At 68.8% G+C, this 24,160-nt stretch carries 18 protein-coding genes and 3 tRNA genes; 14 read left to right on the forward strand and 7 right to left on the reverse strand.

The genetic code is table 11. The features are described from left to right. Positions 1 to 2 precede the first annotated feature (2 nt). From Q5Z10_RS06790 to Q5Z10_RS06810, 5 genes are all read left to right on the forward strand, one after another. Entirely contained in the window at positions 3 to 869 is an 867-nt protein-coding gene (locus Q5Z10_RS06790; RefSeq protein WP_303638489.1) for a hypothetical protein, read from the forward strand. A 31-nt stretch (positions 870 to 900) separates the two neighbouring features. Beyond that, on the forward strand, positions 901 to 1,272 hold the full coding sequence (locus Q5Z10_RS06795; RefSeq protein ID WP_303638490.1) for an arsenate reductase: 372 nt from the start codon (positions 901 to 903) through the stop codon (positions 1,270 to 1,272). Then, entirely contained in the window at positions 1,269 to 2,396 is a 1,128-nt protein-coding gene (gene dapE, locus Q5Z10_RS06800) for a succinyl-diaminopimelate desuccinylase (protein WP_303638491.1), read from the forward strand. Before Q5Z10_RS06795 ends, dapE begins: the two co-directional genes overlap by 4 nt. Positions 2,397 to 2,766: 370 nt before the next feature. Beyond that, entirely contained in the window at positions 2,767 to 4,458 is a 1,692-nt protein-coding gene (gene asnB / locus Q5Z10_RS06805) for an asparagine synthase B (RefSeq protein WP_303638492.1), read from the forward strand. 106 nt (positions 4,459 to 4,564) lie between these two features. Continuing rightward, positions 4,565 to 5,953 carry a cation:proton antiporter gene (locus tag Q5Z10_RS06810; protein WP_303638493.1) on the forward strand — a complete coding sequence of 463 codons (1,389 nt, stop codon included), beginning with the start codon at positions 4,565 to 4,567 and terminating at the stop codon, positions 5,951 to 5,953. Between the two features lie 25 nt (positions 5,954 to 5,978). Here the strand turns inward: Q5Z10_RS06810 and Q5Z10_RS06815 are convergent, their stop codons facing one another. Then, the gene (locus tag Q5Z10_RS06815) at positions 5,979 to 8,312 is read right to left on the reverse strand and encodes a penicillin acylase family protein (protein WP_303638494.1); all 2,334 of its coding nucleotides are present in this window, start codon (positions 8,310 to 8,312) and stop codon (positions 5,979 to 5,981) included. Positions 8,313 to 8,463: 151 nt separating this feature from the next. On the opposite strand from Q5Z10_RS06815, the gene bfr reads away from it, so the two are divergent. After that, on the forward strand, positions 8,464 to 8,952 hold the full coding sequence (gene bfr, locus Q5Z10_RS06820) for a bacterioferritin (protein WP_107230348.1): 489 nt from the start codon (positions 8,464 to 8,466) through the stop codon (positions 8,950 to 8,952). A gap of 220 nt (positions 8,953 to 9,172) precedes the next feature. On the opposite strand, the gene parC is transcribed toward bfr, so the two are convergent. Both parC and Q5Z10_RS06830 read right to left on the reverse strand, forming a co-directional pair. Beyond that, entirely contained in the window at positions 9,173 to 11,416 is a 2,244-nt protein-coding gene (gene parC / locus Q5Z10_RS06825) for a DNA topoisomerase IV subunit A (RefSeq protein ID WP_303638495.1), read from the reverse strand. A gap of 59 nt (positions 11,417 to 11,475) precedes the next feature. Beyond that, positions 11,476 to 12,384: a helix-turn-helix domain-containing protein gene (locus Q5Z10_RS06830; protein WP_303638496.1), complete on the reverse strand. Its 909-nt coding sequence runs from the start codon at positions 12,382 to 12,384 to the stop codon at positions 11,476 to 11,478. A gap of 145 nt (positions 12,385 to 12,529) precedes the next feature. Between Q5Z10_RS06830 and emrR the strand changes: the two genes are divergently transcribed. Genes emrR through emrB form a run of 4 tightly spaced genes read left to right on the forward strand, consistent with a single transcriptional unit; the run spans position 12,530 to position 17,244 of the window. Then, positions 12,530 to 12,973: a multidrug efflux system transcriptional regulator EmrR gene (gene emrR, locus Q5Z10_RS06835; protein WP_303638497.1), complete on the forward strand. Its 444-nt coding sequence runs from the start codon at positions 12,530 to 12,532 to the stop codon at positions 12,971 to 12,973. Further along, the gene (gene emrC, locus Q5Z10_RS06840) at positions 12,970 to 14,460 is read left to right on the forward strand and encodes a multidrug efflux transporter outer membrane subunit EmrC (RefSeq protein WP_303638498.1); all 1,491 of its coding nucleotides are present in this window, start codon (positions 12,970 to 12,972) and stop codon (positions 14,458 to 14,460) included. The genes emrR and emrC overlap by 4 nt, the downstream gene beginning before the upstream one ends. A gap of 11 nt (positions 14,461 to 14,471) precedes the next feature. Continuing rightward, positions 14,472 to 15,650: a multidrug efflux MFS transporter periplasmic adaptor subunit EmrA gene (emrA, locus tag Q5Z10_RS06845; RefSeq protein WP_303638499.1), complete on the forward strand. Its 1,179-nt coding sequence runs from the start codon at positions 14,472 to 14,474 to the stop codon at positions 15,648 to 15,650. Between the two features lie 7 nt (positions 15,651 to 15,657). After that, entirely contained in the window at positions 15,658 to 17,244 is a 1,587-nt protein-coding gene (gene emrB / locus Q5Z10_RS06850; RefSeq protein WP_303638500.1) for a multidrug efflux MFS transporter permease subunit EmrB, read from the forward strand. A 142-nt stretch (positions 17,245 to 17,386) separates the two neighbouring features. Here the strand turns inward: emrB and Q5Z10_RS06855 are convergent. Continuing rightward, a tRNA-Leu gene (locus Q5Z10_RS06855) sits at positions 17,387 to 17,473 on the reverse strand. 50 nt (positions 17,474 to 17,523) lie between these two features. Continuing rightward, entirely contained in the window at positions 17,524 to 18,423 is a 900-nt protein-coding gene (locus tag Q5Z10_RS06860) for a LysR family transcriptional regulator (protein ID WP_303638501.1), read from the reverse strand. Between the two features lie 97 nt (positions 18,424 to 18,520). Here Q5Z10_RS06860 and Q5Z10_RS06865 point away from each other — a divergent pair, with 97 nt between their 5' ends. Continuing rightward, on the forward strand, positions 18,521 to 19,267 hold the full coding sequence (locus tag Q5Z10_RS06865; RefSeq protein ID WP_303638502.1) for a sulfite exporter TauE/SafE family protein: 747 nt from the start codon (positions 18,521 to 18,523) through the stop codon (positions 19,265 to 19,267). 138 nt (positions 19,268 to 19,405) lie between these two features. On the opposite strand, the gene Q5Z10_RS06870 is transcribed toward Q5Z10_RS06865, so the two are convergent. Both Q5Z10_RS06870 and Q5Z10_RS06875 read right to left on the reverse strand, forming a co-directional pair. Next, a tRNA-Leu gene (locus Q5Z10_RS06870) sits at positions 19,406 to 19,492 on the reverse strand. A 148-nt stretch (positions 19,493 to 19,640) separates the two neighbouring features. Continuing rightward, positions 19,641 to 19,725, reverse strand: a tRNA-Leu gene (locus tag Q5Z10_RS06875). 128 nt (positions 19,726 to 19,853) lie between these two features. On the opposite strand from Q5Z10_RS06875, the gene rnr reads away from it, so the two are divergent. The 3 genes from rnr to rlmB all read left to right on the forward strand — a co-directional run bounded on the left by rnr (position 19,854) and on the right by rlmB (position 24,042). Continuing rightward, positions 19,854 to 22,313 carry a ribonuclease R gene (gene rnr / locus Q5Z10_RS06880; RefSeq protein WP_303638503.1) on the forward strand — a complete coding sequence of 820 codons (2,460 nt, stop codon included), beginning with the start codon at positions 19,854 to 19,856 and terminating at the stop codon, positions 22,311 to 22,313. 90 nt (positions 22,314 to 22,403) lie between these two features. Further along, a complete protein-coding gene (locus Q5Z10_RS06885) occupies positions 22,404 to 22,889 on the forward strand; it encodes a GFA family protein (protein WP_303638504.1) in 486 nt (161 codons plus the stop codon). A 409-nt stretch (positions 22,890 to 23,298) separates the two neighbouring features. Next, on the forward strand, positions 23,299 to 24,042 hold the full coding sequence (rlmB, locus tag Q5Z10_RS06890) for a 23S rRNA (guanosine(2251)-2'-O)-methyltransferase RlmB (RefSeq protein WP_303638505.1): 744 nt from the start codon (positions 23,299 to 23,301) through the stop codon (positions 24,040 to 24,042). Positions 24,043 to 24,160: the final 118 nt, after the last annotated feature.

Here is a 24,160-nt window from a genome sequence, read left to right on the forward strand (position 1 = left end):
AGGTGGCGGCGCCGGAGGACCTGGCGCAGTCCGCGATCTACCGGCATCCGTCCGACACCCCGTTCGGACGGATGCTGCCGCGCCTGCTGCACGCACCGCGCTGGAGCCGGCTGCGCCGTGCATTGTCGCGGCGTTGGCCGATGCCCGCGCTGGTCAGCGATGTGCGCGACGTGGTCTACGCGAGCTGGTGGGTGGACGTGCAGCATGCGCCGCCACCGCCGCCGGGGCATCACTACGTCGTCCATGCCGGGCGCACGCCTTACACCATCCTCAGCTACCGGCACGGCCACTTCGGGCCGGCGCTGGCGGGTCAGCTGCGTTCCTTGATGCCGTCGCCACGGCAGAGCAACTGGCGCTGGTACCTGCGTCGTGACGACGAACCGGACGGGACACCGGTGGTGCTGTTCGACCGCAACGTGATGGACCAGCTGGCCTTCGTGGCCGGCGCGCGCGCCTTCAGCGATGCCATGCAGCCGCACCTGTCCGCGCACTTCGAGCACGGGGTGCGCGCCGATGGCGATGGGTACACCCTGATCGAAGGCGGGCAGGGCAGTGCGCCTGCGCTGCACCTGCAGTGGCAGGCCGCTGCGGGCTGGGAGGACGCGGCGTGGACGGCGGCCTTCGGTGGCCACCAGGCCCTGCTGCGTCTGCTCACCTGCCAGGACGAGGCCATTGCCCGCACCTGTGACCGCCGCTGGGCCAGCACCCGCATCGCGTTGCCGGTGGACGTGGACACCCTGCAGCCCCTGCGGCTGGCCGGTGAACTGCATTGCCCGCGCCTGCAGTCGATGGGCGTGGCGCTGCGCGAGGGGCTGGCCTTCCGGCTGCCACGCGTACCGTTCCGGGTCGTGTCCGAGCGCCTGTTGTGAGATTCTGGCCCTCTGTTTTCCAGCATCACAGATGGCCATGAGCACCACTGTCTACGGTTTGAAGAACTGCGATACCTGCAAGAAGGCGACCAAGTGGCTGGACCGCTTCGGCGTGCCCTACACCTTCGTCGACTACCGCGACAACAAACCCACTCCGGAAACCCTGCTGGAATGGGCCGCGCAGCTGGGCGGCCTGGGCGCGATGGTCAACAGGTCGTCCACCACCTGGCGGCAGCTGCCCGACAACCGCAAGGCCGCCGATTCCGAGGCCGAATGGAAGCTGCTGCTGCGCGAGTACCCGCAGCTGATCAAGCGCCCGCTGGTGGTCACCGCCGACGGCACGGTCAGCCAGGGCTTCAGTGACAACGGCTTCAAGGCCCGCTTCGGCGTGGGCGACGCATGAGCGCGGTCCTTGACCTGGCGTGCGAGCTGATCGCGCGGCCCTCGGTGACGCCGGACGACGCCGGCTGCCAGGCGCTGCTGGCCGCGCGGCTGCAGCAGGCGGGGTTCCAGTGCGAACACCTGCGGCTGGGCCAGGTCGACAATCTGTGGGCCACCCATGGCAGCGGTGCGCCGGTGCTGGTCCTGCTTGGCCATACCGATGTCGTGCCGCCGGGCCCGCGCGAGGCCTGGCAGAGCGATCCGTTTGACGCGCAGGTCCGCGATGGCGTGCTGTATGGCCGCGGCAGCGCCGACATGAAGGGCAGCGTGGCCGCATTCGTGATCGCAGCCGAGCAGTTCGTGGCTGCACATCCGCACCATGCCGGTACGCTGGCGGTGCTGCTGACCAGCGATGAAGAGGGCGATGCCATCGATGGCGTGCGCCACGTGGCGCGGCTGTTCGCCGAGCGCGGCCAGCGCATCGACTGGTGCATCACCGGCGAGCCGTCGTCGACCGCGACGCTGGGTGACCTGCTGCGCGTCGGCCGTCGCGGCAGCCTCTCTGCGAAGCTGCGGGTGCAGGGTGTGCAGGGCCATGTGGCCTACCCGGACAAGGCGCGCAACCCGATCCACCAGGCGGCGCCGGCGCTGGCCGAGCTGAGCGCACGGCGCTGGGACGAGGGCTACGAGAGCTTCCCCGCGACCAGCCTGCAGATCTCCAACATCCATGCCGGCACCGGGGCCAACAACGTGATCCCCGGCGAGCTGGAGGTGGACTTCAACCTGCGCTACAACCCGCACTGGGATGCGGCGGCGCTGGAGGCGGAGATCACCGCGCTGCTCGACCGGCACGGCCTGCAGTACACGTTGAAGTGGCATCGCAGCGGCGAGCCGTTCTACACCCCGGAAGGCGTGCTGCGCGCCGCAGCACGCGCCGTGCTGGCCGAGCACGTCGGCCATGCACCGGAGGAAAGCACCGGTGGCGGTACCTCCGATGCGCGCTTCATCGCACCGCTGGGTGCCCAGTGCATCGAAGTCGGGCCGGTCAACGCCAGCATCCACCAGGTGGACGAGAACGTGCGCGTGGATGAGCTGGAAGCACTGCCGGGGCTGTACCAGCGGCTGCTGGAACGCCTGCTGGCGTGAGGCATGACGCCGGGCATGGCCTGGCGTTCCCCCCGACCGGTAGCGCCGGGCCATGCCGGGCGGCACGGCACCTGTGGTTGCCAACGCAACTGTTGCGTGGCACCGGAAACCGCGTTACGGTCGGTGCCATGTCGATCCGCCTGGCCACCGCCGTCAACACGTCCAACCGCAATAATCTGCGTGCGAATAATCGTGCGCGGCCGATGCGGGACTGCGCCCTGGGTAGATAGACAGCACCACACGCCCGGACACCAGAAAACCCGCATCGGCCGATGCGGGTTTTTTTGTGCCCGGGCGCTGCCCTCCCGGGCCTGGATGGCCGGTCGAACACCTTCCCCCCGTGTAATCCCCCACTACAGGAGCGCCACCCATGTGTTCGATCTTCGGAATCTTCGGCCTGCAGGCCGGCGACGACCTTCCCTCCCTGCGCCGCCATGCGCTGGAACTGTCGCAGCGCCAGCGCCACCGCGGCCCCGACTGGAGCGGGGTATACCTGGACGAGGGCGCGCTGCTGGTGCACGAGCGGCTGGCGATCGTCGACCCGGCCGGCGGCTCGCAGCCGTTGCTGTCCGAGGACGGCGGGCTGGCGCTGGCGGTCAACGGCGAGATCTACAACCACCAGCAGCTCAAGGCCGGCCTCGGCCAGGCCTACGCGTTCCAGACCGGCTCGGACTGCGAAGTGATCAACGCGTTGTACCGCCAGGGCGGTGCGCCCGCGCAGTGGCTGGAACAGCTCAACGGCATCTTCGCCTTCGCGCTGTGGGACCGTGACGCCGGCCGCGTGCTGGTGGCGCGCGATCCGATCGGGGTGGTGCCGCTGTACTGGGGCCACGATGCGCAGGGGCGCCTGCGGGTTGCGTCGGAAATGAAGGCGCTGGTCGATTCGTGCGCCGACGTCGCCCAGTTCCCGCCGGGCCACTACTACGACAGCGCCACCGGCGAACTGGTGCGCTACTACCGGCAACCCTGGCGCGACTACGCCGATGTGCAGGGCCGCCAGGCCGATCTGGCCGAACTGCGGCAGGCCTTCGAACAGGCGGTCGAGCGCCAGCTGATGAGCGATGTGCCGTATGGCGTGCTGCTGTCCGGCGGCCTCGATTCGTCGCTGGTGGCCGCGGTGGCTGCCCGTTACGCACGCCGTCGCATCGAGGACGGTGGCCAGAGCGAAGCCTGGTGGCCGCGCCTGCACTCGTTCGCGATCGGTCTGAAGGGGTCGCCGGACCTGGCCGCCGCTGCGGTCGCCGCCGAAGCGCTGGGCACCGTCCACCACGGCTTCGAATACACCTTCGAGGAAGGCCTGGACGTGCTGCCGGAAGTGATCCGCCACATCGAGACCTATGACGTCACCACCATCCGCGCATCCACGCCGATGTTCCTGCTGGCGCGGCGGATCAAGGCAATGGGGGTGAAGATGGTGCTGTCCGGCGAGGGCAGCGACGAGATCTTCGGCGGCTACCTGTACTTCCACAAGGCCCCGGATGCGCGCGAATTCCACCAGGAACTGGTGCGCAAGCTCGATGCGCTGCACAACTATGACTGCCTGCGCGCCAACAAGTCGATGATGGCCTGGGGCGTGGAGCCCCGTGTGCCGTTCCTGGATCGCGAGTTCCTGGACGTGGCGATGCGTTTCGATGCTGCCCACAAGATGGTCGGCGCCGGCTTTGGTGGCCGGCGCATCGAGAAGGCGGTGCTGCGCGAGGCCTTCGAGGGCTACCTGCCCGACAGCATCCTGTGGCGGCAGAAGGAGCAGTTCAGCGATGGCGTCGGCTATGGCTGGATCGATGGACTGAAGGCACACGCCGAAGCACAGGTGAGTGACCGCGTGCTGGCAGCGGCCGACAAGCGCTTCCCGCACAACCCGCCGCAGACCAAGGAGGCGTACTACTACCGCCACCTGTTCGAGCAGTTCTTCCCCAGCCACGCGGCGGCGGAAACCGTGCCGGGCGGCAAGTCGATCGCCTGTTCCTCGCCGGCGGCGATCGCCTGGGATGCCAGCTTCGCCGCGGCCGCCGATCCTTCCGGCCGGGCCATTGCCGGGGTGCACGAGCAGGCGCTGGCCTGATCCGCAGTCCCTGGCCGCCCGACACCGGTAGCGCCGGGCCATGCCCGGCGGACGCGCAACCGCCGCGCCGGCAAGGACGTATCATTTCCCCCCTGTGCATTGGGGAATGTTCATGGACGTACGCAGCGGAGGCACCGGGTCGCCGATGAAGTGGGGATGGCGCTACCTGGCCTGGGCCGGCGTGCCGTTGCTGGCCGGGTTGCTGCTGGCGCGCTATGCCGGGCCGGGCATGCCGGCGGCAGCGCGCAGGGCCGAAGCCGTGGTCGGCAGCGATTGGGCGCACCACCTGGCCTCGCCGCTGGGCCTGTTCCTGCTGCAGCTGCTGGTGCTGCTGCTGGTCGCCAAGGGCGCGGGGGCACTGCTCCGGCGCTTCGGCCAGCCGGCGGTGATCGGCGAAATGGCCGCGGGCCTGATGATGGGCCCGCTGGTGCTTGGCAGCCTGCTGCCCCCGCTGCACGGGGCGCTGTTCCCGGCCAGCTCGCTCGGGCCGCTGGGCATGCTCAGCCAGCTCGGGGTCCTGATGTTCCTGCTGGTGGCGGGCGCCGAACTCGATCTTGCGGCCCTGCGCGGTCGCCGCAGACTGGCCTTCACGGTCAGCCATGCCGGTATCGCCGTGCCGTTCGTGATGGGCGTGGCGCTGGCGATCTGGCTGTTCCCCGAACACGGGCCGCAGGGCGTCGGCTTCATGGCCTTCGCGTTGTTCGTCGGCATTTCCATGAGCATCACCGCCTTCCCGGTGTTGCTGCGGATCCTGGCGGACCGCGGCATCACCCAGACGCCGCTGGGACAGACCGCCATTGCCTGTGCGGCGCTGGGCGACGCCACCGCGTGGTGCATGCTGGCCCTGATCGTGGCCGCTGCGCAGGCCAGCGGCTGGCTGTCGGCCAGCATCAACCTGGCCTGCGTGGTGCTGTTCATCGCGGTGATGCTGGGCGTGGTGAAGCCATGGTTCGCGCGCCAGCAGTGTGCTCCGGGGCGCGAGGGCCGCTGGCTGCTGGGCATCCTGCTGCTGTCGCTGGCCAGCGCGCTGGTGACCGAAGTGCTGGGCATCCATGCACTGTTCGGCGCGTTCGCTGCCGGCGTTGCGGTGTCCGCCAACCCACAACTGCGCGACCTGGTGGTGGCCAGGGTCGAACCCCTTGCCGTGACCCTGCTGCTGCCGCTGTTCTTTGCCATGACCGGCCTGCGCCTGCGTGCCGATGCGCTGCAGGTGGGCGACATCATGCTGTGCGGGGTGGTGATCGCGGTGGCGACCGCCGGCAAGCTGCTGGGTACCTTCAGTGCCGCGCGCAGCACCGGCATGCCGCGTCGCGACGCCTGGCGTCTGGGCGCGTTGATGAACACCCGCGGCCTGATGGAGCTGATCGTGCTCAACCTGGGCTATGAACTGGGCCTGCTCGGTGACCGCCTGTTCGCCGTGCTGGTGATCATGGCGCTGGTCACCACGGCCATGACCGGCCCGCTGCTGAACCTGATCGAGCGGCGCAAGGCCTGACCCGGCGCTACCGTTGAACAGGGCGTCAGCGCGCTGGGACCAGCGTCATCACATGCTGCGCCTTGCCCGGCAGGAACGGGGTGGGGCGGCCGTACACCCAGTCTTCGTGGCCGGCGCCCCAGTACGGCGACAGCGGATGGCCGCTCTGCCCGCCGGGCATGTGCACGATGCCGTCGGCTTCGTGGCCCGGTGATACCACCATGCGTTGTGACGCACCGAAATTCGGAGTCTGTACCCGCGGCATGTCGCGGTCACCGGGCAGCGGGTCGGCGGGCATGCACAACCAGCGGCGGGCGAAGGCGGGCAGGGCGCGCGCGAGCGGATGGCAGATCGCTGCCGTGTTGCGCTCGCCCCAGTTGCGCTGCGCGAGCGGACCCTGCACCGACAGTTCGGCCTCGGCGTGGCGCGCAGCATCGACCAGCAACGCATCCCAGCTGTGGTATGCCGGCGGCAGCAGGTGTGCCGGCCGTTGCTGCAGCAGCGGCCAGACCACCCCTTCCAGCTGCGCCAGGCGCGGCTCCAGGTAGTCATTGCCCAGTGCGGCGCGGGCCGGTGCGAGCAGGGCGCCGGACAGCACATCGAGGACCTGGCCGCGGAACGCGCGCACCACGCGGTAGCTCACCGAATCGGTCGACGCGCGCGCCTCCCAGTGCCGGCTGGCCGCCGCCAGCCGCTTCAGCGCCGGGTCGTCGCTGTGTTCGCTGACCTGCTGCAGCAGCACCCACCAGCGCTGCAGGAACAGCGCGCGGTCATCCAGCTGGATGGCCAGCAGATCGTGTTCATCGAAGCGCTCCTGCGCGCCCAGCAGATCGCGGATCTGCCTGCCGCGCGCGCCCAGGTCATACCCCCCGTTGCCGACCGTGGCCAGCCCGGCATCGTCGAGTACGCGGCTGTTGGCCGTCCACAGCCGATGCTGTGGTGGATCGAGCAGGCTGGGCGCAGCATCGCTCCGGATCGGCCACGGTGCGCAGTCCGGGCTGCTGCGGTTGCTGTTGAACCCCAGCGGTGCGCAGCCCGGACCACGGTCCGGGCGCGCGCCGACCAGGCGCCAGGCGATGCGCCCGCTGCGATCGCCGATGACCAGGTTCTGCGCCGGAATGCCGGCATGGTCGGCGATCTGCAGGGCCTGGTCGAGGTCGGCGGCGCGTGCCATGTCGGCGAAGTCCATGCGCACCGCGCCGGGCAGCTGCGCGACCCAGCGCAGCGCATCACCGCTGCCGTCTGCGTGCACATGCAGGATCGGCCCCCAGGCGGTTTCGCGCACCGGGAACAGCACGTCGGGCTGGCCGGCCACGGCGATGCGTTCCTGGTACACGGTGACCGCGGCGTTGGCCGCTTCGGTGCGGAAATCGGCGGTGTCGATGTAGCTGTTGGTGAAGCCCCAGGCCACGTGCCCGTTGCTGCCGACGATCACCGCAGGCACGCCGGGCAGCGAGAAGCCGGTGATGTCGACCTGGCCATCGGCCGCCTGCGGATCGGGATAGCGCAGGCGGACGCGGAACCACAGGCCCGGCGCGCGCAGGCCCAGGTGCATGTCGTCGGCGATGATCGCGCGGCCATCGGCGGTCAGCGGCCCGGCCACGGCGAAGTTGTTGCTGCCCACCGCATCACGGTCCTGCACGCCGGCACCGGCCGCTGCAGGGGTCAGCGTGCGCAGATCGAGCTGGCTGGCGTCCGGGAGCAGCGCATCGCCACGCGGTGGGCCCAGCAATGGCGCATCCCACTGGCTGCCGTCGTGGACCAGCAGCGCATGCAGCGCGGGAGGGACCACGGCGCGGATGCGCGCCAGCGCCAGTTCGGAGCGGTTGTCCGGGTCCTGCAGGTCGGCATACATGGCCAGTCCGGCCAGGACACTGTCGCTGGGCTGCCAGGGCTGCGGTGCCTGGCGCAGCAGCAGGTAGGGCCAGGGCCGTACCGGCAGGCGGGCCAGGCCCTGGTTGATCCCCTCGACGTAGGCACGGACGGCGGCCGGGTCGCTGCCCAGGGCCTCCTGCAGGTGCGCCTCGGTGCGCGCGCGCAGGCGATGCACGCGCATCCGCTTGTCGGCGTCGATCGCCTTCGGGCCGAACAGTGCCGACAGTTCGCCGGCCGCGCTGCGCCGCATCAGGTCCATTTCGAAGTAGCGTTCCTGCGCATGCACATGGCCCAGCGCGCGCAGCGCATCGGCCTTGCTGGCGGCGGTGATGGTCACCACGCCCACGCCATCGCGCTCGACGGTGACCGCCGCCGCCAGGCCGGGCAGGGCCTGTTCGCCGTCCAGGTCCGCCAGGCTGCCGCGCAGCAGCAGCCACACCGACAGCCCCGCCAGCGCCAGCAGCGCCAGCACGCACCACAGCAACCGCAACAGCCAGCGACGCATCGTCCGGATCCTTGCCAGCAGGGGAAGTGCCCGATTCTAGCCACTGCCGGTGGCACCCGTGCTGCGGGTGCAACTGCGACTGATTCCGATTAGATCACCGCATTTCCGGATCGGGCACCATGGGCACCATCGATTCACAGGAGCCCCCCCCATGAAAGGCAACCCGGACGTCATCGCCTGCCTGAAGGAACTGCTGCGTGGCGAACTCGCCGCCCGCGACCAGTACTTCATCCATTCCCGTCGCTACGAGGACCAGGGCCTGTTCGCGCTGTACGAACGCCTGAACCATGAAATGGAAGAGGAAACCCAGCACGCCGATGCGCTGCTGCGCCGGATCCTGTTCCTCGGCGGCGACCCGGACATGCGCCCGCATGCGACCGAGCCGGGCAGGACCGTGGAGGAGATGCTGCAGAAGGACCTGGACACCGAATACGCGGTGCGCAACAACCTCGCCGCCGGCATGAAGCTGTGCGAGGAGAACGGCGACTACGTGAGCCGCGACATCCTGCTGGCGCAGTTGAAGGACACCGAGGAAGACCACGCCTGGTGGCTGGAACAGCAGCTGGGCCTGATCAAGCGCATCGGCCTGGAGCTGTACCAGCTGAGCAAGATCGACGGCAACGGCGCCCCGGCGCACTGAGCCGGTGGCGGTGCCGGGCGATGCCCGGCTGCTGTTGGACCCGGGTCGAGCAGGGCTCGACCCTACAACGTTCTGTCGCCCGCCAGCATCGGAGCATCGCCAGCCAGCCTTCGCCAGCCAGCCGCTCCAGCGCCCGCCAGCCGACAAACGAAAAAGCCGGGGAATGCCCCGGCTTTTTTGTGCCGCCGGGCATGGCCCGGCGCTACCGTGAGGCGCTGCCTCATTCCACCGACAGCCCTTCCACCTTCTGCCAGCCGCGCGGCAGCAGGTGGCCGCGGGTGGCGCGGGCGCCGAGGTAGGCGTCCAGCTCGTTGAACTTCAGGCCCATGGTGCGCTGGCCACTGCGGACCTGCAGGGTCTGGCCCGGGCTGATCGCCACGATCGCGACCACCCGTTCGGTGGCCAGCTTGGCCTTGGGGATCTCGATGATCTTGTTGCCCTTGCCCTTGTCCAGTTCCGGCAGGTCGTTGGCGGCGATCGCCAGCAGGTTGCCCGAGCTGGTCACCGCCACGATGCGGTCGCTGGCCACGTTGGCCACCACCGACGGGGTCAGCACCGACGACCCGCTCGACAGGTTCAGCATCGCCTTGCCCGCCTTGTTGCGGCCGATCAGGTTCTCGAAGCGGGTGACGAAGCCGTAGCCGTGGCTGGAGGCCAGCACGAAGCGCGTATCGGGCTCGGCGCTGGCCAGGGTGACGAAGCGGGTGCCGGCGGCCGGCGAGAAGCGGCCGGTCAGCGGCTCACCATTGCCACGTGCCGAGGGCAGCGTATGCACCGGCGTCGAGTAGGCGCGGCCTTCGCTGTCCAGGAAGGCGACCTGCTGGGTGCTGCGCGCGCGCACCGAACCCTGCAGGGCATCGCCCTCACGGTAGGACAGGGTGGACGCATCGATGTCGTGGCCCTTGGCCGCGCGGATCCAGCCCTTCTCCGACAGCACGACGGTCATCGGCTCGCTCGGCACCAGCTCGGTCTCGTCGATGGCCTGCGCGGCCCGGCGCTGCACCAGCGGCGAACGGCGCGCGTCGCCGAACTTCTTTGCATCGGCCTGCAGTTCGTCGCGGATCAGCTTCTTCAGCTTGGCCTTGCTGTCGAGGATGCCGAGGATCTTCTCGCGCTCCTTGGCCAGCTCGTCCTCCTCGCCGCGGATCTTCATTTCTTCCAGGCGGGCCAGCTGCTTCAGCTTGGTCTCCAGGATGTACTCGGCCTGCTCTTCGGACAGGCCGAAGCGCGCGATCAGCGCCGCCTTCGGCTCGTCCTCGGTACGGATGATGTGGATCACCTCGTCCAGGTTGAGGAACGCCACCAGCAGGCCTTCCAACAGATGCAGGCGGCGCTCGACCTTCTGCAGGCGGTGCTGCAGGCGGCGGGTGACGGTGCTGCTGCGGAACGCCAGCCATTCGCTGAGCAGCATCTTCAGGTTCTTCACCTGCGGACGGCCGTCCAGCCCGATCACGTTGAGGTTGACGCGGTAGCTGCGCTCCATGTCCGTGGTCGCGAACAGGTGGCCCATCAGCTGGTCGGCGTCGACACGGTTGGAACGCGGCACCAGCACCACGCGCACCGGGTTGGCGTGGTCGGATTCATCGCGGATGTCCTCCAGCCACGGCAGCTTCTTGGCGCGCATCTGCGCGGCGATCTGCTCGATCACCTTCGACGGCGACACCTGGAACGGCAGCGCGGTGACCACCACGTTGTGCGCTTCCCGGGTGAAGGTGGCACGCGCACGCACGCTGCCGTTGCCGGTTTCGTACAGGGTGCGCAGGTCGGCGGCGGGGGTGATGATCTCGGCGTTGGACGGATAGTCCGGGCCCTTCACGTGCTCGCACAGGTCGCGCACGCTGGCGTCCGGATCGTCCAGCAGGTGCAGCAGCGCGCTGACGATCTCGTTGAGGTTGTGCGGCGGCACGTCGGTGGCCATGCCCACGGCGATGCCGGTGGTGCCGTTCAGCAGCAGGTGCGGCAGCCGTGCCGGCATCCAGGTCGGTTCCTGCAGGGTGCCGTCGAAGTTCGGCGCCCAGTCGGTGGTGCCCTGGCCCAGTTCGCCCAGCAGCACTTCGGCGATCGGGGTCAGCTTGGATTCGGTGTAACGCATCGCCGCGAACGACTTCGGATCGTCGCTGGAACCGAAGTTGCCCTGGCCTTCGATCAGCGGATAGCGGTACGAGAACGGCTGCGCCATCAGCACCAGCGCCTCGTAGCACGCGCTGTCGCCGTGCGGATGGTATTTACCGATGACGTCACCGACGGTGCGCGCGGACTTCTTCGGCTTGGACGCCGCGTTCAGGCCCAGCTCGCTCATCGAGTAGATGATGCGGCGCTGCACCGGCTTCAGCCCGTCACCGATGAACGGCAGGGCACGATCCAGGACCACGTACATCGAGTAGTCGAGGTAGGCGCGTTCGGCGTATTCGCGCAGCGGCAGTTGTTCGAAACCGTGGAACACGGGGCGGGCAAGATCGGTCATGCGGCGTTGTTACCTATGTCGGGAGGCGGTGACGGCGGTCGCCGCTCTCAATCCTGTGATTATCCGGATGCGGCGGGGGATGCCAAGCCGCGCGCCGGATCCAGCCCCGGTTCGAGGCCGTGCCCGGCCCGCGCCAGGTAGCGCCCGGGCGGCAATCCGAAGTGGCGGCGGAACACGGTGACGAAGGCACTGGCGCTGCTGAAGCCCAGTGCGTGGGCGATATCGGCCACGCTGCGGCCCTCGCTGAGCTGGCGCAGCGCCTCGGCCAGCCGCGCCTGCTGCCGCCATTGCGCGAAACTCAGGGTGGTCTCATCGCGGAAGTGGCGGGTCAGGCTGCGCGGCGACAACCCCGCCCAGTGCGCCCACTGCGCCAGGCTGCGTTCGTCGGCGGGGTCGGCCAGCAGCTGCGAGGCGATCTTCAGCAGCCGGCGGTCGCGTGGCATCGGCAGGTGCATGCGCTGGCGCGGCGCCGTGCGGATCTCGTCCAGCAGCACCTCGATGATGTGCTGGCGTTCGGGCGTGGTGTCATAGCCCAGAGGCCATTCGCAGATGCGCTCGGCCAGCGCCTGCGCCAGCCGGGACAGGCCCAGCACCGAAGGGTCGGCGGGCAGGGTGGCACAGGCGGGCGCGGCCAGTGCCATGCCCCAGCCGCGCAGCGGACCGTCGAGGGCGACGGTATGCGGCTCCAGCGGCGGCATCCAGCCGGCCGAACCCGGCGCCAGTGACCAGGTGCCATGTGAGGTGCGGGTGGTCAGCAGGCCGCGTTCGACATAGATCAGCTGCGCGCGCTGGTGGTGATGCCAGTCCACTTCGCGGACCAGGCCCAACGGGCTGTCGAAGCGGAAAGCGACCACGGGCGGGCCGTCATTGCGCTCGAACCAGTCCAGTGCGTCGTCCCTGAGCAAGCGCTGGGGGGCGGGAATTTCTGCCGTGTTCATCGTGTCCGCTGGCTGAAATGTGTCATCCATTGGCTTAATTGTACTATCGGGCCAGCTGAGCGGGCCATTAAGGTGAGCGCCTTCACTGATTCAGCCCGCTGCTGCAACACAGCATTCGATGCCAGATCGAATATTTCCATTGAGAAATATTTTTTTTGGAAGAGAATGCTCCCCCATGATCTGTCCCGCAACCACTCCCCCCAGCTTCGGCCTGCTGCTGCGCCAGGTGCGCGACGGCCTGGTCCGCCAGCTCGATGCGTCCATGGCCGAGGAAGACCTCGGCATCGGCTTCACCCACTACATCGGGCTGAAGGTGTTGTCGAACATGGCCCCCTGCACGGCCAACGAGCTGGCCCAGGCCATCGACCAGGTGCCCAGCGCGGTCACCCGGCTGCTGGACAAGCTGGAGGCGCTCGGCTGCGTGCGCCGCGAGGCGCATGCCCAGGACCGGCGTGCGCTGCAGATCGTATTGACCGATGACGGCCGCGCGCTGTGGGCGCGGCTGAAACTGCGCGGCGACGCGGTGATGGATTACGCCCTGCGTGACCTCAGTGCCGACGAACGCACGCTGCTGCTGTCCCTCCTGACCCGAATCCGCGATTCCCTGACGACCCCATGAACCCGATCCCGTATCCCACTCTCCGCCGGTCCGGGCGCGCGCTGCTGCTGTCGGCGCTGGCCCTGGCGCTGGCCGCCTGCGCCAGCAGCCGCGGCCTGAACCCGCAGGGCCACGTGCTCGACGTGGACAGCCTGCACAGTGAACGCACCCTGGCCGACAGCGACCTGAGCGCGGCCGGCTTCCCCGCGCAGGACTGGTGGAAGGCGCTGGGCGATCCGCAGCTGGACGCGCTGATCGCCGAAGGCCTGGCCGGCCATCCCAGCCTGGATGCCGCCGACGCCCGCCTGCGCCAGGCGCAGGCACAGGTCGGTACCGCGCGTGCCGACCGCCTGCCCAGCCTGTCGGTGTCCGGTGGCTACACCGGCCTGCGCCTGCCCGAATCGATGCTGGGTGAAGAGGGCGGTCACTACGCCGGCAGCAGCCAGGTCGCATTTGATTTCAGCTACGGCGTGGATCTGTGGGGTGGCAAGCGCGCGGCCTGGGAAGCGGCCGTCGACGGCGCCCATGCCGCCACCGTGGATGCCCAGGCCGCACGCCTGAACCTGTCCACCGGCATCGCCCAGGCCTATGCCGACCTGGCCTATGCCTGGCAGCTCAACGATGTCGCCGAGGAGGAACTGGCGCGGTCGCAGAAGTCGCTGCAGCTGACCCGCCAGCGCCGCAGTGCCGGCATCGACAGCGAGCTGCAGGTGCGCCAGGCCGAAGCCCGGGTGCCGGCCGCGCAGCAGCAGCTGCTGGCCGCGCAGCAGCGTATCGATGCCGCCCGCACCGCGCTGGCAGCGCTGGTCGGCAAGGGGCCGGACCGGGGCCTGTCGATCGAGCGCCCGCAACCGTTGAACCCGATGGCCCTGCAGCTGCCCGGCGTGGTTCCCAGCGAGCTGCTCGGCCGTCGTCCCGACATCGTTGCCGCGCGCTGGCGGGTGGAAGCGGCCGACAAGCAGATCAAGGTCGCCAGAACGAAGTTCTATCCCAGCCTCAACCTGACCGCGCTGGCCGGCGTGGTCGCGCCGAATGTGGGCGACCTGCTGCAGAGCAGCTCCACCTTCGCCTACATCGGCCCGGCGCTGAGCCTGCCGATCTTCGAAGGCGGCAAGCTGCGCGCCAACCTGGCCAGCACCGATGCGCAGTACGACCTGGCCGTGGCCAACTACAACCAGGCCGTGCTCGATGCGCTGCGCGACGTGGCCGACCAGGTCAACGCGGTGCGTTCGCTGGCCCAGCAGGCGCAGTCGCAGCAGCAGGCGGTGGACACCGCCCGCGCGGCATTCGACATCGCCGAGCAGCGCTACCGCGCCGGCATCGGCAGTTACCTGGACGTGCTCAGCGCACAGTCCACCCTGCTGCAGTCGCAGCAGCAGCTGGCCGGCCTGCAGTCGCAGCAGGTGCAGACCTCGGTGCGCCTGAGCAAGGCGCTGGGCGGAGGCTTCCAGCCCGCCGACGCTGACCGCGCACCGCTTGCCTCCCATTCCGATTCCTCGCATTCCTGAAGATTCCTGCCATGAGCCAGACCCAAGACACCGCGGCCCCGGCCGCCCCCAACCGTCGCGGCACGCTGCTGCGCGGACTGATCGTGATCGTCGTGCTGCTGCTGGCGGCACTGGCGCTGTGGTACTTCATGTTCGGCCGTTGGTTCGAAGAGACCGACGATGCCTACGTGCAGGGCAACCTGGTGCAGATCACTCCGCTGGTGGCCGGCACCGTGGTCGCCATCAACGCCGATGACGGCATGCGCGTGGAGCGCGGCCAGCTGCTGGTGCAGCTGGACCCGGCCGATACCTCGGTGGCGCTGCAGCAGGCCGAAGCCAACCTGGCCAGGACCGTGCGCCAGACCCGGGGCCTGTACCGCAGCGTGGAAGGCGCGCAGGCCGAGCTGAACGCCCGTCAGGTGACCCTCAAGCGCGTGCGCGAAGACTTCGCCCGCCGCCGGGACCTGGCCACCACCGGTGCCATTTCCAACGAAGAACTGGCCCATGCGCGCGATGAGCTGGCGGCGGCCGAAGCGGCCGTGGCCGGTTCGCGCGAGACCGTCGAGCGCAACCGCGCGCTGGTCGATGACACCGTGATCGCCACCCAGCCGGACGTGCAGGCCGCCGCCGCGCAGCTGCGCCAGGCGTTCCTCAACAACGCCCGCGCCGGCATCGTTGCGCCGGTCACCGGCTATGTTGCCCGTCGCTCGGTGCAGGTCGGCCAGCGCGTGCAGCCGGGCAATGCCCTGATGGCGGTGGTGCCGACCGAACAGATGTGGGTGGAAGCCAACTTCAAGGAAACCCAGCTGCGGCACATGCGCCTGGGCCAGGAAGTGGAGCTGAAGTCGGACCTGTATGCCGGCGACGTGAAGTACAAGGGCCGCATCGACAGCCTGGGCCTGGGTACCGGTTCGGCGTTCTCGCTGCTGCCGGCGCAGAACGCCAGCGGCAACTGGATCAAGATCGTGCAGCGCGTGCCGGTGCGCATCGCCATCGATGCCAAGCAGCTGGCCGAACATCCGCTGCGCATCGGCCTGTCGATGAAGGCCGAAGTCAGCCTGCGTGACCAGAAGGGCGAAGTGCTGCCGAGCGCGGCGGCCAAGGGCACGGTGTTCGACACCGACGTCTACGCCAAGCAGCTGCATGATGCCGATGACGTGATCCATACGATCATCCAGGGCAACCTGCCGCAGCAGACCAAGGCGGGCTGAGGTCGCCATGTCCGCACAAGCTCCAGCCGTGCCCGGAGGCCCGGGCGCACCGGCGGCGCCGGGTGCGGCCACCGGGTTCCTGCCGCCCAGCGTGGCCCTGTGCACCGTGGGTCTGGCGATGGCCTCGTTCATGCAGGTGCTCGACACCACCATCGCCAACGTTTCGCTGCCCACCATCGCCGGCAATCTCGGCGCCAGTTCGCAGCAGGCGACCTGGGTCATCACCTCGTTCGCGGTCAGCACCGCCATCGCACTGCCGCTGACCGGCTGGCTCAGCCGCCGCTTCGGTGAGCGCAAGCTGTTCATCTGGGCCACGCTGGCCTTCGTGATCACCTCGCTGCTGTGTGGCCTGGCCCAGAGCATGGGCATGCTGGTGGTGTCGCGTGCGCTGCAGGGGTTCGTGGCCGGTCCGATGTACCCGATCACGCAGTCGCTGCTGGTCTCGATCTATCCCCGCGAGAAACGCGGGCAGGCACTGGCGCTGCTGGCGATGATCACCGTGGTGGCACCGATCTGCGGGCCGATCCTCGGTGGCTGGATCACCGACAACTACAGCTGGGAGTGGATCTTCCTGATCAACGTGCCGCTGGGCGTGTTCGCCGCGCTGGTGGTGGGCAACCAGTTGAAGGGGCGTCCCGAGCACATCGAGAAGCCGAAGATGGATTACGTCGGCCTGGTCACCCTGGTGATCGGTGTCGGCGCGCTGCAGCTGGTGCTCGACCTGGGCAACGACGAAGACTGGTTCTCGTCGATGAAGATCGTGGTGCTGGCCTGCGTGGCGGTGGTGGCACTGACGGTGTTCCTGATCTGGGAACTGACCGACAAGGATCCGATCGTCGACCTGAAGCTGTTCCGGCACCGCAACTTCCGCGCCGGCACGCTGGCGATGGTGGTGGCCTATGCGGCGTTCTTCAGCGTGTCGCTGCTGATTCCACAGTGGCTGCAGCGTGACATGGGGTACACCGCGATCTGGGCGGGCCTGGCCACGGCGCCGATCGGCATCCTGCCGGTGATCATGACGCCGTTCGTGGGCAAGTACGCCTCGCGGTTCGACATGCGCCTGATTGCTTCCTTCGCGTTCGTGTTCCTGTCCTTCACCAGCTTCCTGCGTTCAGGCTTCAACCTGCAGGTGGACTTTGCCCATGTGGCCGGCGTGCAGCTGATCATGGGCATCGGCGTGGCGCTGTTCTTCATGCCGGTGCTGCAGATCCTGCTGTCGGACCTGGATGGGCGCGAGATTGCCGCAGGGTCGGGCCTGGCCACCTTCCTGCGCACGTTGGGCGGCAGCTTCGCTGCGTCGCTGACGACCTGGCTGTGGGCGCGCCGCACCCAGGTCCACCATGCCGACCTGACCGAACACATTTCGGCCTACCAGCCGGGCATGCAGGACCAGGTGGCGGCGATGGGGCAGGGCAACCTGCAGCAGGGCGCGGCCGTGCTCAACACCATGATCAACCACCAGGCATCGCAGATGGGCTTCAACGACATCTTCTTCCTGCTGGGCTGGGTGTTCCTGGCGATCATCACGTTCCTGTGGCTGGCCAAGCCGCCGTTCGGCGCAGGTGCGGGCGCGGCATCGGCGGGTGGACATTGATCGGTCGTTGCCGTTGAAACGCAGAAACCCCGCCGGAAGGCGGGGTTTTTTTGTGCCGCGCTGCGCGCGCGTCAGGCGTGGTGCCGGCGATCGCCGGGCATGAAAAAACCCGCTTGCGCGGGTTTGATCATTTGCTGAGTCATGGTGCCCAGGAGAGGACTCGAACCTCCACGAAGTTGCCCCCGCTAGCACCTGAAGCTAGTGCGTCTACCAATTCCGCCACCTGGGCGACTCAGGAGGAGAATTTTGCAGCAAGGCTTTTCATGTGTCAACAACCTTTCACACTTTTTTCTGCGGCTGCACGCCCAGGTGCTGAAGCAGGCTGCGCATCGCCGGTGACAGCTGCATCCAGCTGGAAAAACACACGCACAGCCGGCGCTGTGCCCACGCGTCGGCCAGCGGCACCGCCACCGTATGCGTGCTGCGCCGATGCTGGCGCGCGATGGTGCGTGGCACGACGCCGACGCCGATGCCATGGCCCACCATGGTGCTCAGGCCGTCGAAGGTTTTCATGCGGATGCGGACGTCCAGCCGGCGGCCGGCCTCGTCGGCGCGCTCGTGCACATAGGTCTGCAGCGCATTGCCGTCGGCCAGTGCGACGAAGGCTTCGCCCAGCACCTCGACGAACGCGAGCGAACGCCGTGCGGCCAGGCGATGGCCAGCAGGCAGCAGCATCACCAATGGATCTTCGGCCACTACATGCCGCTGCAGGCCTTCGGCCGGCACCGCATCGCTGATGATGCCGGCTTCGGCCTGGCCTGCGCCGAGGGCGCGCACGATATCGTCACTGGTGCGCTCATGCAGTTCCACATGCAGGCGTGGGCGCAGTGCCAGCCAGGGCGCAAGCCGGGCCGGCAGGTAGTTGGTGAGTGCGGCCGTGTTGGCATACAGGTGCAGGGTGCCGCGCGCGCCCTGGGCGAAGGCTTCCAGCTCGCCGCGCAGCTGCGCCTGCTGCTGCAGGATCAGCCGCGCATGGTGGGCGAGGGCCGCGCCGGCTTCGGTCAGGCTGACCCCGCGCGGGTGCCGGTTCAACAATGCGCTGCCGGCGTCGGCTTCGATCGCGCGCAGCCGTTCACTGGCCGAACCCAGGGCCAGGTTCGCCCGCGCGGCACCGGCGGTGATGCTGCCTGCTTCGGCGACCGCCAGGAACAGGCGCAGATCGGCGATGTCCATCCGCATGTCAGTGCTCCGCGTGGCACCCCGCCTTCGGCGGGTCCGAAGGCTCGGCCGGGAAGACCGCATTGTGCGCCGTGCGACGGCCCGATCCAATGGCGGCATGAACGAGACGATGTACTTCCATGCGCTGCTGGTGGCGGTGTTCCTGCTGGCCGGAGTGGTCAAGGGCGTGACCGGCATGGGCCTGCCGACCGTGGCCATGGGCCTGCTGGGCGGGGCGCTGTCGCCGGTGGCGGCCGCCTCGATGCTGTTCATCCCCACCTTCGTGACCAATGCCTGGCAACTGCTGTGCGGGCCGTCGCTGGGACGGATCCTGCGCCGCTTGTGGCCGATGATGCTGGCGGTGGTGGTGGTGACGCTGGGCGCGGCTGCACTGCTGGTACGGGTGGACCGTGATGCCTCGCGCACGGCGCTGGGCGTCGCGCTGGTGGTCTATGCGGCGTATGCGCTGGTGGCGCCGGTGTTTCATGTGCCGGCGCGCCGCGAGCGCTGGCTGGGCCCGCTGGTCGGGGCGGTATCCGGGGTGGTCACCGGCGCCACCGGCGTGTTCGTGATGCCGGCGGTGCCGTACCTGCAGTCGCTGGGCCTGCAGCGCGACGAGCTGGTGCAGGCACTGGGCCTGGCATTCACCGTGTCGACGATCTCATTGACCGCCGGGCTGGCGTTGCAGGGGGCGTTCGGCGTACAGCAGCTTGGCCTGAGTGCTCTGGCGGTGGTGCCAGCGCTGGCCGGCATGTGGCTGGGGCAGGTGATCCGCCAGCGCATCAGTGCCCGGGTGTTCCGCGCGTGCTTCCTCGGTTTCCTGCTGCTGCTCGGGCTGGAGCTGGCGCTGCGCCCGCTGTTCTGATTACGTTCGCGGCCGGCTCTTGTAGAGTCGAGCCATGCTCTACTGCTGTGAGGATCAGTCGAGCATGGCTCGACTCTGCAAAGGCCAAATCGCAGGCAAGAAAAAACCCGCTTTCGCGGGTGTTTTTCTTTCTCGACATGGTGCCCAGGAGAGGACTCGAACCTCCACGAAGTTGCCCCCGCTAGCACCTGAAGCTAGTGCGTCTACCAATTCCGCCACCTGGGCGTCGAGGAGGAGAATTATGCGGTGCAGTGAAGGATGTGTCAACACCCGCGCACCACGTCGGTGACGACCCGCGCGACGACGGGCGGTGCCTGCCTGCCGCCGGCGAACAGGCAAAAAAAATCCCCGCCGGAGCGAGGAGTTTTTTCGTTGGTGCCCAGGAGAGGACTCGAACCTCCACGGTTTTACCCGCTAGTACCTGAAACTAGTGCGTCTACCAATTCCGCCACCTGGGCGTTCCAGAGGCGCAATTGTGAAGATGAATTGGCAGGCTGTCAACGACTTTCCGAAGATTTCCAATGCGATGCCTCCAACCGTGTTCCTGACCCGTTCTGCACGCGCGCAGCGGCTACCATGGAGGGCGATGACTACCAAAAAACCAAGCAAGGGCGGGAGCAAGTCCCGCAGTCCAGCCCCGAAGAAGGGCGCAGCGCCGGGCACCGCCCGCACCACCAAGCCGGGCAAGCCATTGCCGGGCTGGCTCCCCGAACTGGCCGACGGCGGTGCGCCGCCACGCGGCCGCGGCCGCCGCAGCGCCGATGCGCCCGGTCCTGCGCCCGGCCGCAAGCTGCCGCCGGCCGGCAAGGTGATCGACGACCCCTATGCGTCGCGCGAGGCCGAGAAGTACGAACAACCCATTGCCAGCCGCGAGGCGATCCTGGCCCTGCTGGAGCGTTGCGAAGGCCCGCAGACCGCTGAGGAACTGGGCGCGCGCCTGGGCCTGACCGCACCGGACCGCGCCGAGGCCTTGTCACGCCGGCTCGGCGCGATGGTCCGCGACGGCCAGCTGGTGCAGAACCGTCGCGGCGGCTTCGCGCCGATCCAGACCCTGAACCTGGTCACCGGCGTGGTGATCGCCAACCCGGAAGGGTTCGGCTTCCTGCGCCCGGTCGAGGGCGGCGACGATCTGTTCCTGCCGCCCTACGAAATGCGCAAGGTCATGCACGGTGACAAGGTGCTGGCGCGCGTGACCGGCATCGACCACCGCGGTCGCCGCGAAGGCAGCATCGCGCGCGTGCTCGAGCGTGGCATGACCCGCCTGATCGGTCGCTTCAGCGTCGAGATGGGCATCAATTACGTGGTGCCTGATGACAAGCGCATCCAGCGCAACGTGCAGGTGCCGCCCGACCAGACCGGTGGTGCCCGCGATGGCCAGCTGGTGGTCTGCGAACTGACCCAGGCGCCGGACAGCCGGCGCCCGCCGATCGGCCGCATCATCGCCGTGCTGGGCGACAAGCTGACCGCCTCGCTGGTGGTGGAGACCGCCATCCACGGTCACGAGCTGCCGTTCGAGTTCCCGCAGGCGGTGCTGGACGAAGCCGCCGCGGTACCGCTGGTGGTGGAGCCGGCGATGATCGGTGGCCGCGTCGATCTGCGCAGTACGCCGCTGGTCACCATCGATGGCGAAGACGCCAAGGATTTCGACGACGCGGTGTACTGCGAGCCGAATGCCGATGGCTTCCGCCTGGTGGTCGCCATCGCCGATGTCTCCAACTATGTGCGGCCGGGCACCCCGCTGGACGAGGAAGCGCAGAAGCGCGCGACGTCGGTCTATTTCCCCGGCTTCGTGGTGCCGATGCTGCCGGAGACGCTGTCCAACGGCATCTGCTCGTTGATGCCGAAGGTCGACCGCATGTGCTTCGTCTGCGACATGCAGATCGACCGCGACGGCGTGGTGACCCACTCGCGCTTCTACGAAGCGGTGATGAACTCGCACGCACGCCTGACCTACACCCAGGTGTGGCAGGCGGTGGGCGAGGACGATGCCGGCGCCAAGGCCTTCATCGGCGACCTGCTGCCGCAGGTGCAGCGCCTGCACCAGCTGTACAAGGTGCTGGCCAAGGCGCGGGCCAAGCGTGGCGCCATTGAATTCGAGAGCAGCGAAGTGCGCTTCGTGCTCGACAACCGCGGTGAGGTCACCCAGGCCGGCATGCTGGTGCGCAACGATGCGCACAAGCTGATCGAGGAGTGCATGATCGCCGCCAACGTGGAAGCCGCGAAGTACCTGTTGTCGCGCCGCGTGCCGGCACCGTACCGGGTGCATGAAAAGCCGCCGGAGACCAAGTTCGCGGACCTGCTGGAGTTCCTCAAGGAGTTCAAGCTGAGCCTGCCGCCGTGGTCGAAGGTGCGCCCGGGTGATTACACCAAGCTGCTGAAGAAGATCCGCGATCGTCCCGACGCGACGCTGCTGGAATCGGTGCTGCTGCGCAGCCAGAGCCTGGCGGTGTACAGCCCGGACAACAACGGTCATTTCGGCCTGGCGCTGGAGGCGTACGCGCACTTCACCTCGCCGATCCGCCGCTATCCCGACCTGCTGGTGCATCGGGCGATCAAGCACGCGCTGTCGGGCAAGCCGCTGGATGCGTTCACCTACAACGCCCGCGAGATGGCCGCGCTGGCACTGCAGTGCTCCGAGCGGGAGCGTCGCGCCGACGAAGCCGAACGCGAGGTCGATGAGCGCTACCGTGCCGCGTGGATGGAAAAGCACGTGGGCGGCCAGTTCGACGGCGTGATCAGTGGCGTGACCAGTTTCGGCCTGTTCGTCGAGCTGGACGAGTCGAAGGTGCAGGGCCTGGTGCACGTCACCCAGTTGCCGCAGGACTATTACTCGTTCGATGCCACCCGCAAGACGCTGACCGGCGAACGCCGTGGCGGCAGCTACCGGCTGGGCGATCGCGTGCGCATCCTGGTATTGAAGGCCAGCATGGAGGAGCGCAAGATCGATTTCCGCCTGGTCGAGCACAAGGGCGAAGAGGAGGTCGAGAGCCCGGCCCCACTGCCCGCGCGCGGCAAGCCCGCCAAGCGCAGCAAGAAGCCGTATTGAGCGACGGCCGTGGTGGTGCCGGCCACTGGCCGGCATCCCCGGCCCGGCAGTGCCAACCCCGGTTGGCACGACACTTCGGAGGAACGCACCATGCAGGGCCAACCCGAATACAGCGGTGGCTGCCAGTGCGGCGCGATCCGCTTCCAGGCGCGCGGCGAGCTGACCGACAGCTCGATCTGCCACTGCCGGATGTGCCAGAAGGCCTTCGGTGCGTATTACGCACCGCTGGTGTCGGTGCGCGGCGTGCAGTTCAGCTGGACCCGCGGCCAGCCGCGCTACTTCCAGTCATCCAACGCGGTACGACGGGGTTTCTGCGCCGACTGCGGCACGCCGCTGACCTATGAGGCCCCCGATGGCACGGCCGTGGCGGCCGGCGCGTTCGATCAGCCCGAGCGCCTGCCGCCCACGCTCCAGTATGGCGTCGAGCGCAAGCTGCCCTTCGTCGACGCGCTGGCGCGACTGCCGGCACGGCGCACGGAAGATGACGTGGATGCGCTGGAGTTCCTGGCCACGATCGTCTCCCACCAGCATCCCGACCACGACACCCCGCACTGGCCGCCACGCACGCGAGGCTAGCGCCGGGCCACGCCCGGCGCGCGCGCAGCGCGGCAGGGGAGCGGGTGGATCAACCGCCGCCGGGCATGGCCCGGCGCTACCGGAAGGTTGGGTGGTGGTAGCGCCGGGCCATGCCCGGCGAGCGCGCAGCGCGGCAGGAAAACGGTAGATCAACCGCCGCCGGGCATGCCCCGGCGCTACCGGAAGGTTGGGCGGTGGTAGCGCCGGGCCATGCCCGGCGAGCGCGCAGCGCGGCAGGAAAACGGTAGATCAACCGCCGCCGGGCCACGCCCGGCGAGCGCGCAGCGCGGCAGGGGACGGGTGGATCAACCGCCGCCGGGCATGGCCCGGCGCTACCGCAAGGGCCGGGCGCGGAGCGCGGCTGCCCGCGATGCTCTACCATAGCCACCCCCTTTCCGGTCCCGCCCGCATGAGCAAGAACAGCCAGTGGATCGTCGGCGTCAACGCCGTCGCCTCCTCCATCGAGAACGACGCCGAGAACGTCCGCGAAGTGCTGGTCGAGGCCGGAGCGAAGAACCCGCGCCTGGTCGAAATCGAGGAAAACGCCCGCCGTAAGGGCATCGACGTGCGCAAGGTCAACAGCCAGGCGCTGGACGGTGTCGGCGGTTCGGTACGCCACCAGGGGGTGGCCGCGCGCTATGCCGCCGCCCGCACCTACAGCGAGAACGAGCTGGAAGGGCTGGTCACCGCGGCCGACGGCAAGGCGCTGCTGCTGGTGCTGGATGAAGTGCAGGATCCGCACAACCTGGGCGCCTGCCTGCGCTCGGCCGCTGCGGCCGGGGCCACCGCCGTGATCATTCCCAAGGACAAGTCGGCCACGGTGAACGCCACCGTGCGCAAGACCTCGGCCGGTGCCGCCGATCTGATCCCGGTGGTGGCGGTGACCAACCTGTCGCGCTGCCTGAAGGACCTGCAGAAGCAGGGCGTGTGGATCTACGGCCTGGCCGGCGAAGCCACCGCGTCGCTCTACCAGCTGGACCTGAAGGGCAACATCGCCCTGGTGCTGGGCGGCGAAGCCGACGGCCTGCGCCGGCTGACCCGCGAGAACTGCGATGGCCTGGTCAAGATTCCGATGCCGGGCGAGATCGAGAGCCTGAACGTCTCCGTCGCCGCCGGCGTCAGCCTGTTCGAGGCCGTGCGCCAGCGCGGCTGATCGGCAGCGGGTAGCGCCGGGCCATGCCCGGCGGTTTACCCGTGGCCACGCGTGGCGCGCCGCGCCCCGCGCTCGCCGGGCATGGCCCGGCGCTACCGAAGATCCACGCATCGCGGGG

The organism is Stenotrophomonas sp. 704A1 (assembly GCF_030549525.1).
GTDB classification, from domain to species: domain Bacteria; phylum Pseudomonadota; class Gammaproteobacteria; order Xanthomonadales; family Xanthomonadaceae; genus Stenotrophomonas; species Stenotrophomonas tuberculopleuritidis.

What these genes read in the sequence shown, in the direction of transcription:
- rlmB (WP_303638505.1), top strand. Translation starts at nt 23,299, where the DNA reads ATGAGCAAGAACAGCCAGTGGATCGTCGGCGTCAACGCCGTCGCCTCC.
- emrR (WP_303638497.1), top strand. Translation starts at nt 12,530, where the DNA reads ATGATCTGTCCCGCAACCACTCCCCCCAGCTTCGGCCTGCTGCTGCGC.
- Q5Z10_RS06795 (WP_303638490.1), top strand. Translation starts at nt 901, where the DNA reads ATGGCCATGAGCACCACTGTCTACGGTTTGAAGAACTGCGATACCTGC.
- Q5Z10_RS06830 (WP_303638496.1), bottom strand. Translation starts at nt 12,384, where the DNA reads ATGGATGACACATTTCAGCCAGCGGACACGATGAACACGGCAGAAATT.
- parC (WP_303638495.1), bottom strand. Translation starts at nt 11,416, where the DNA reads ATGACCGATCTTGCCCGCCCCGTGTTCCACGGTTTCGAACAACTGCCG.
- dapE (WP_303638491.1), top strand. Translation starts at nt 1,269, where the DNA reads ATGAGCGCGGTCCTTGACCTGGCGTGCGAGCTGATCGCGCGGCCCTCG.
- rnr (WP_303638503.1), top strand. Translation starts at nt 19,854, where the DNA reads ATGACTACCAAAAAACCAAGCAAGGGCGGGAGCAAGTCCCGCAGTCCA.
- bfr (WP_107230348.1), top strand. Translation starts at nt 8,464, where the DNA reads ATGAAAGGCAACCCGGACGTCATCGCCTGCCTGAAGGAACTGCTGCGT.
- emrC (WP_303638498.1), top strand. Translation starts at nt 12,970, where the DNA reads ATGAACCCGATCCCGTATCCCACTCTCCGCCGGTCCGGGCGCGCGCTG.
- Q5Z10_RS06810 (WP_303638493.1), top strand. Translation starts at nt 4,565, where the DNA reads ATGTTCATGGACGTACGCAGCGGAGGCACCGGGTCGCCGATGAAGTGG.
- Q5Z10_RS06865 (WP_303638502.1), top strand. Translation starts at nt 18,521, where the DNA reads ATGAACGAGACGATGTACTTCCATGCGCTGCTGGTGGCGGTGTTCCTG.
- Q5Z10_RS06815 (WP_303638494.1), bottom strand. Translation starts at nt 8,312, where the DNA reads ATGCGTCGCTGGCTGTTGCGGTTGCTGTGGTGCGTGCTGGCGCTGCTG.
- emrA (WP_303638499.1), top strand. Translation starts at nt 14,472, where the DNA reads ATGAGCCAGACCCAAGACACCGCGGCCCCGGCCGCCCCCAACCGTCGC.
- emrB (WP_303638500.1), top strand. Translation starts at nt 15,658, where the DNA reads ATGTCCGCACAAGCTCCAGCCGTGCCCGGAGGCCCGGGCGCACCGGCG.
- Q5Z10_RS06860 (WP_303638501.1), bottom strand. Translation starts at nt 18,423, where the DNA reads ATGCGGATGGACATCGCCGATCTGCGCCTGTTCCTGGCGGTCGCCGAA.
- Q5Z10_RS06885 (WP_303638504.1), top strand. Translation starts at nt 22,404, where the DNA reads ATGCAGGGCCAACCCGAATACAGCGGTGGCTGCCAGTGCGGCGCGATC.
- asnB (WP_303638492.1), top strand. Translation starts at nt 2,767, where the DNA reads ATGTGTTCGATCTTCGGAATCTTCGGCCTGCAGGCCGGCGACGACCTT.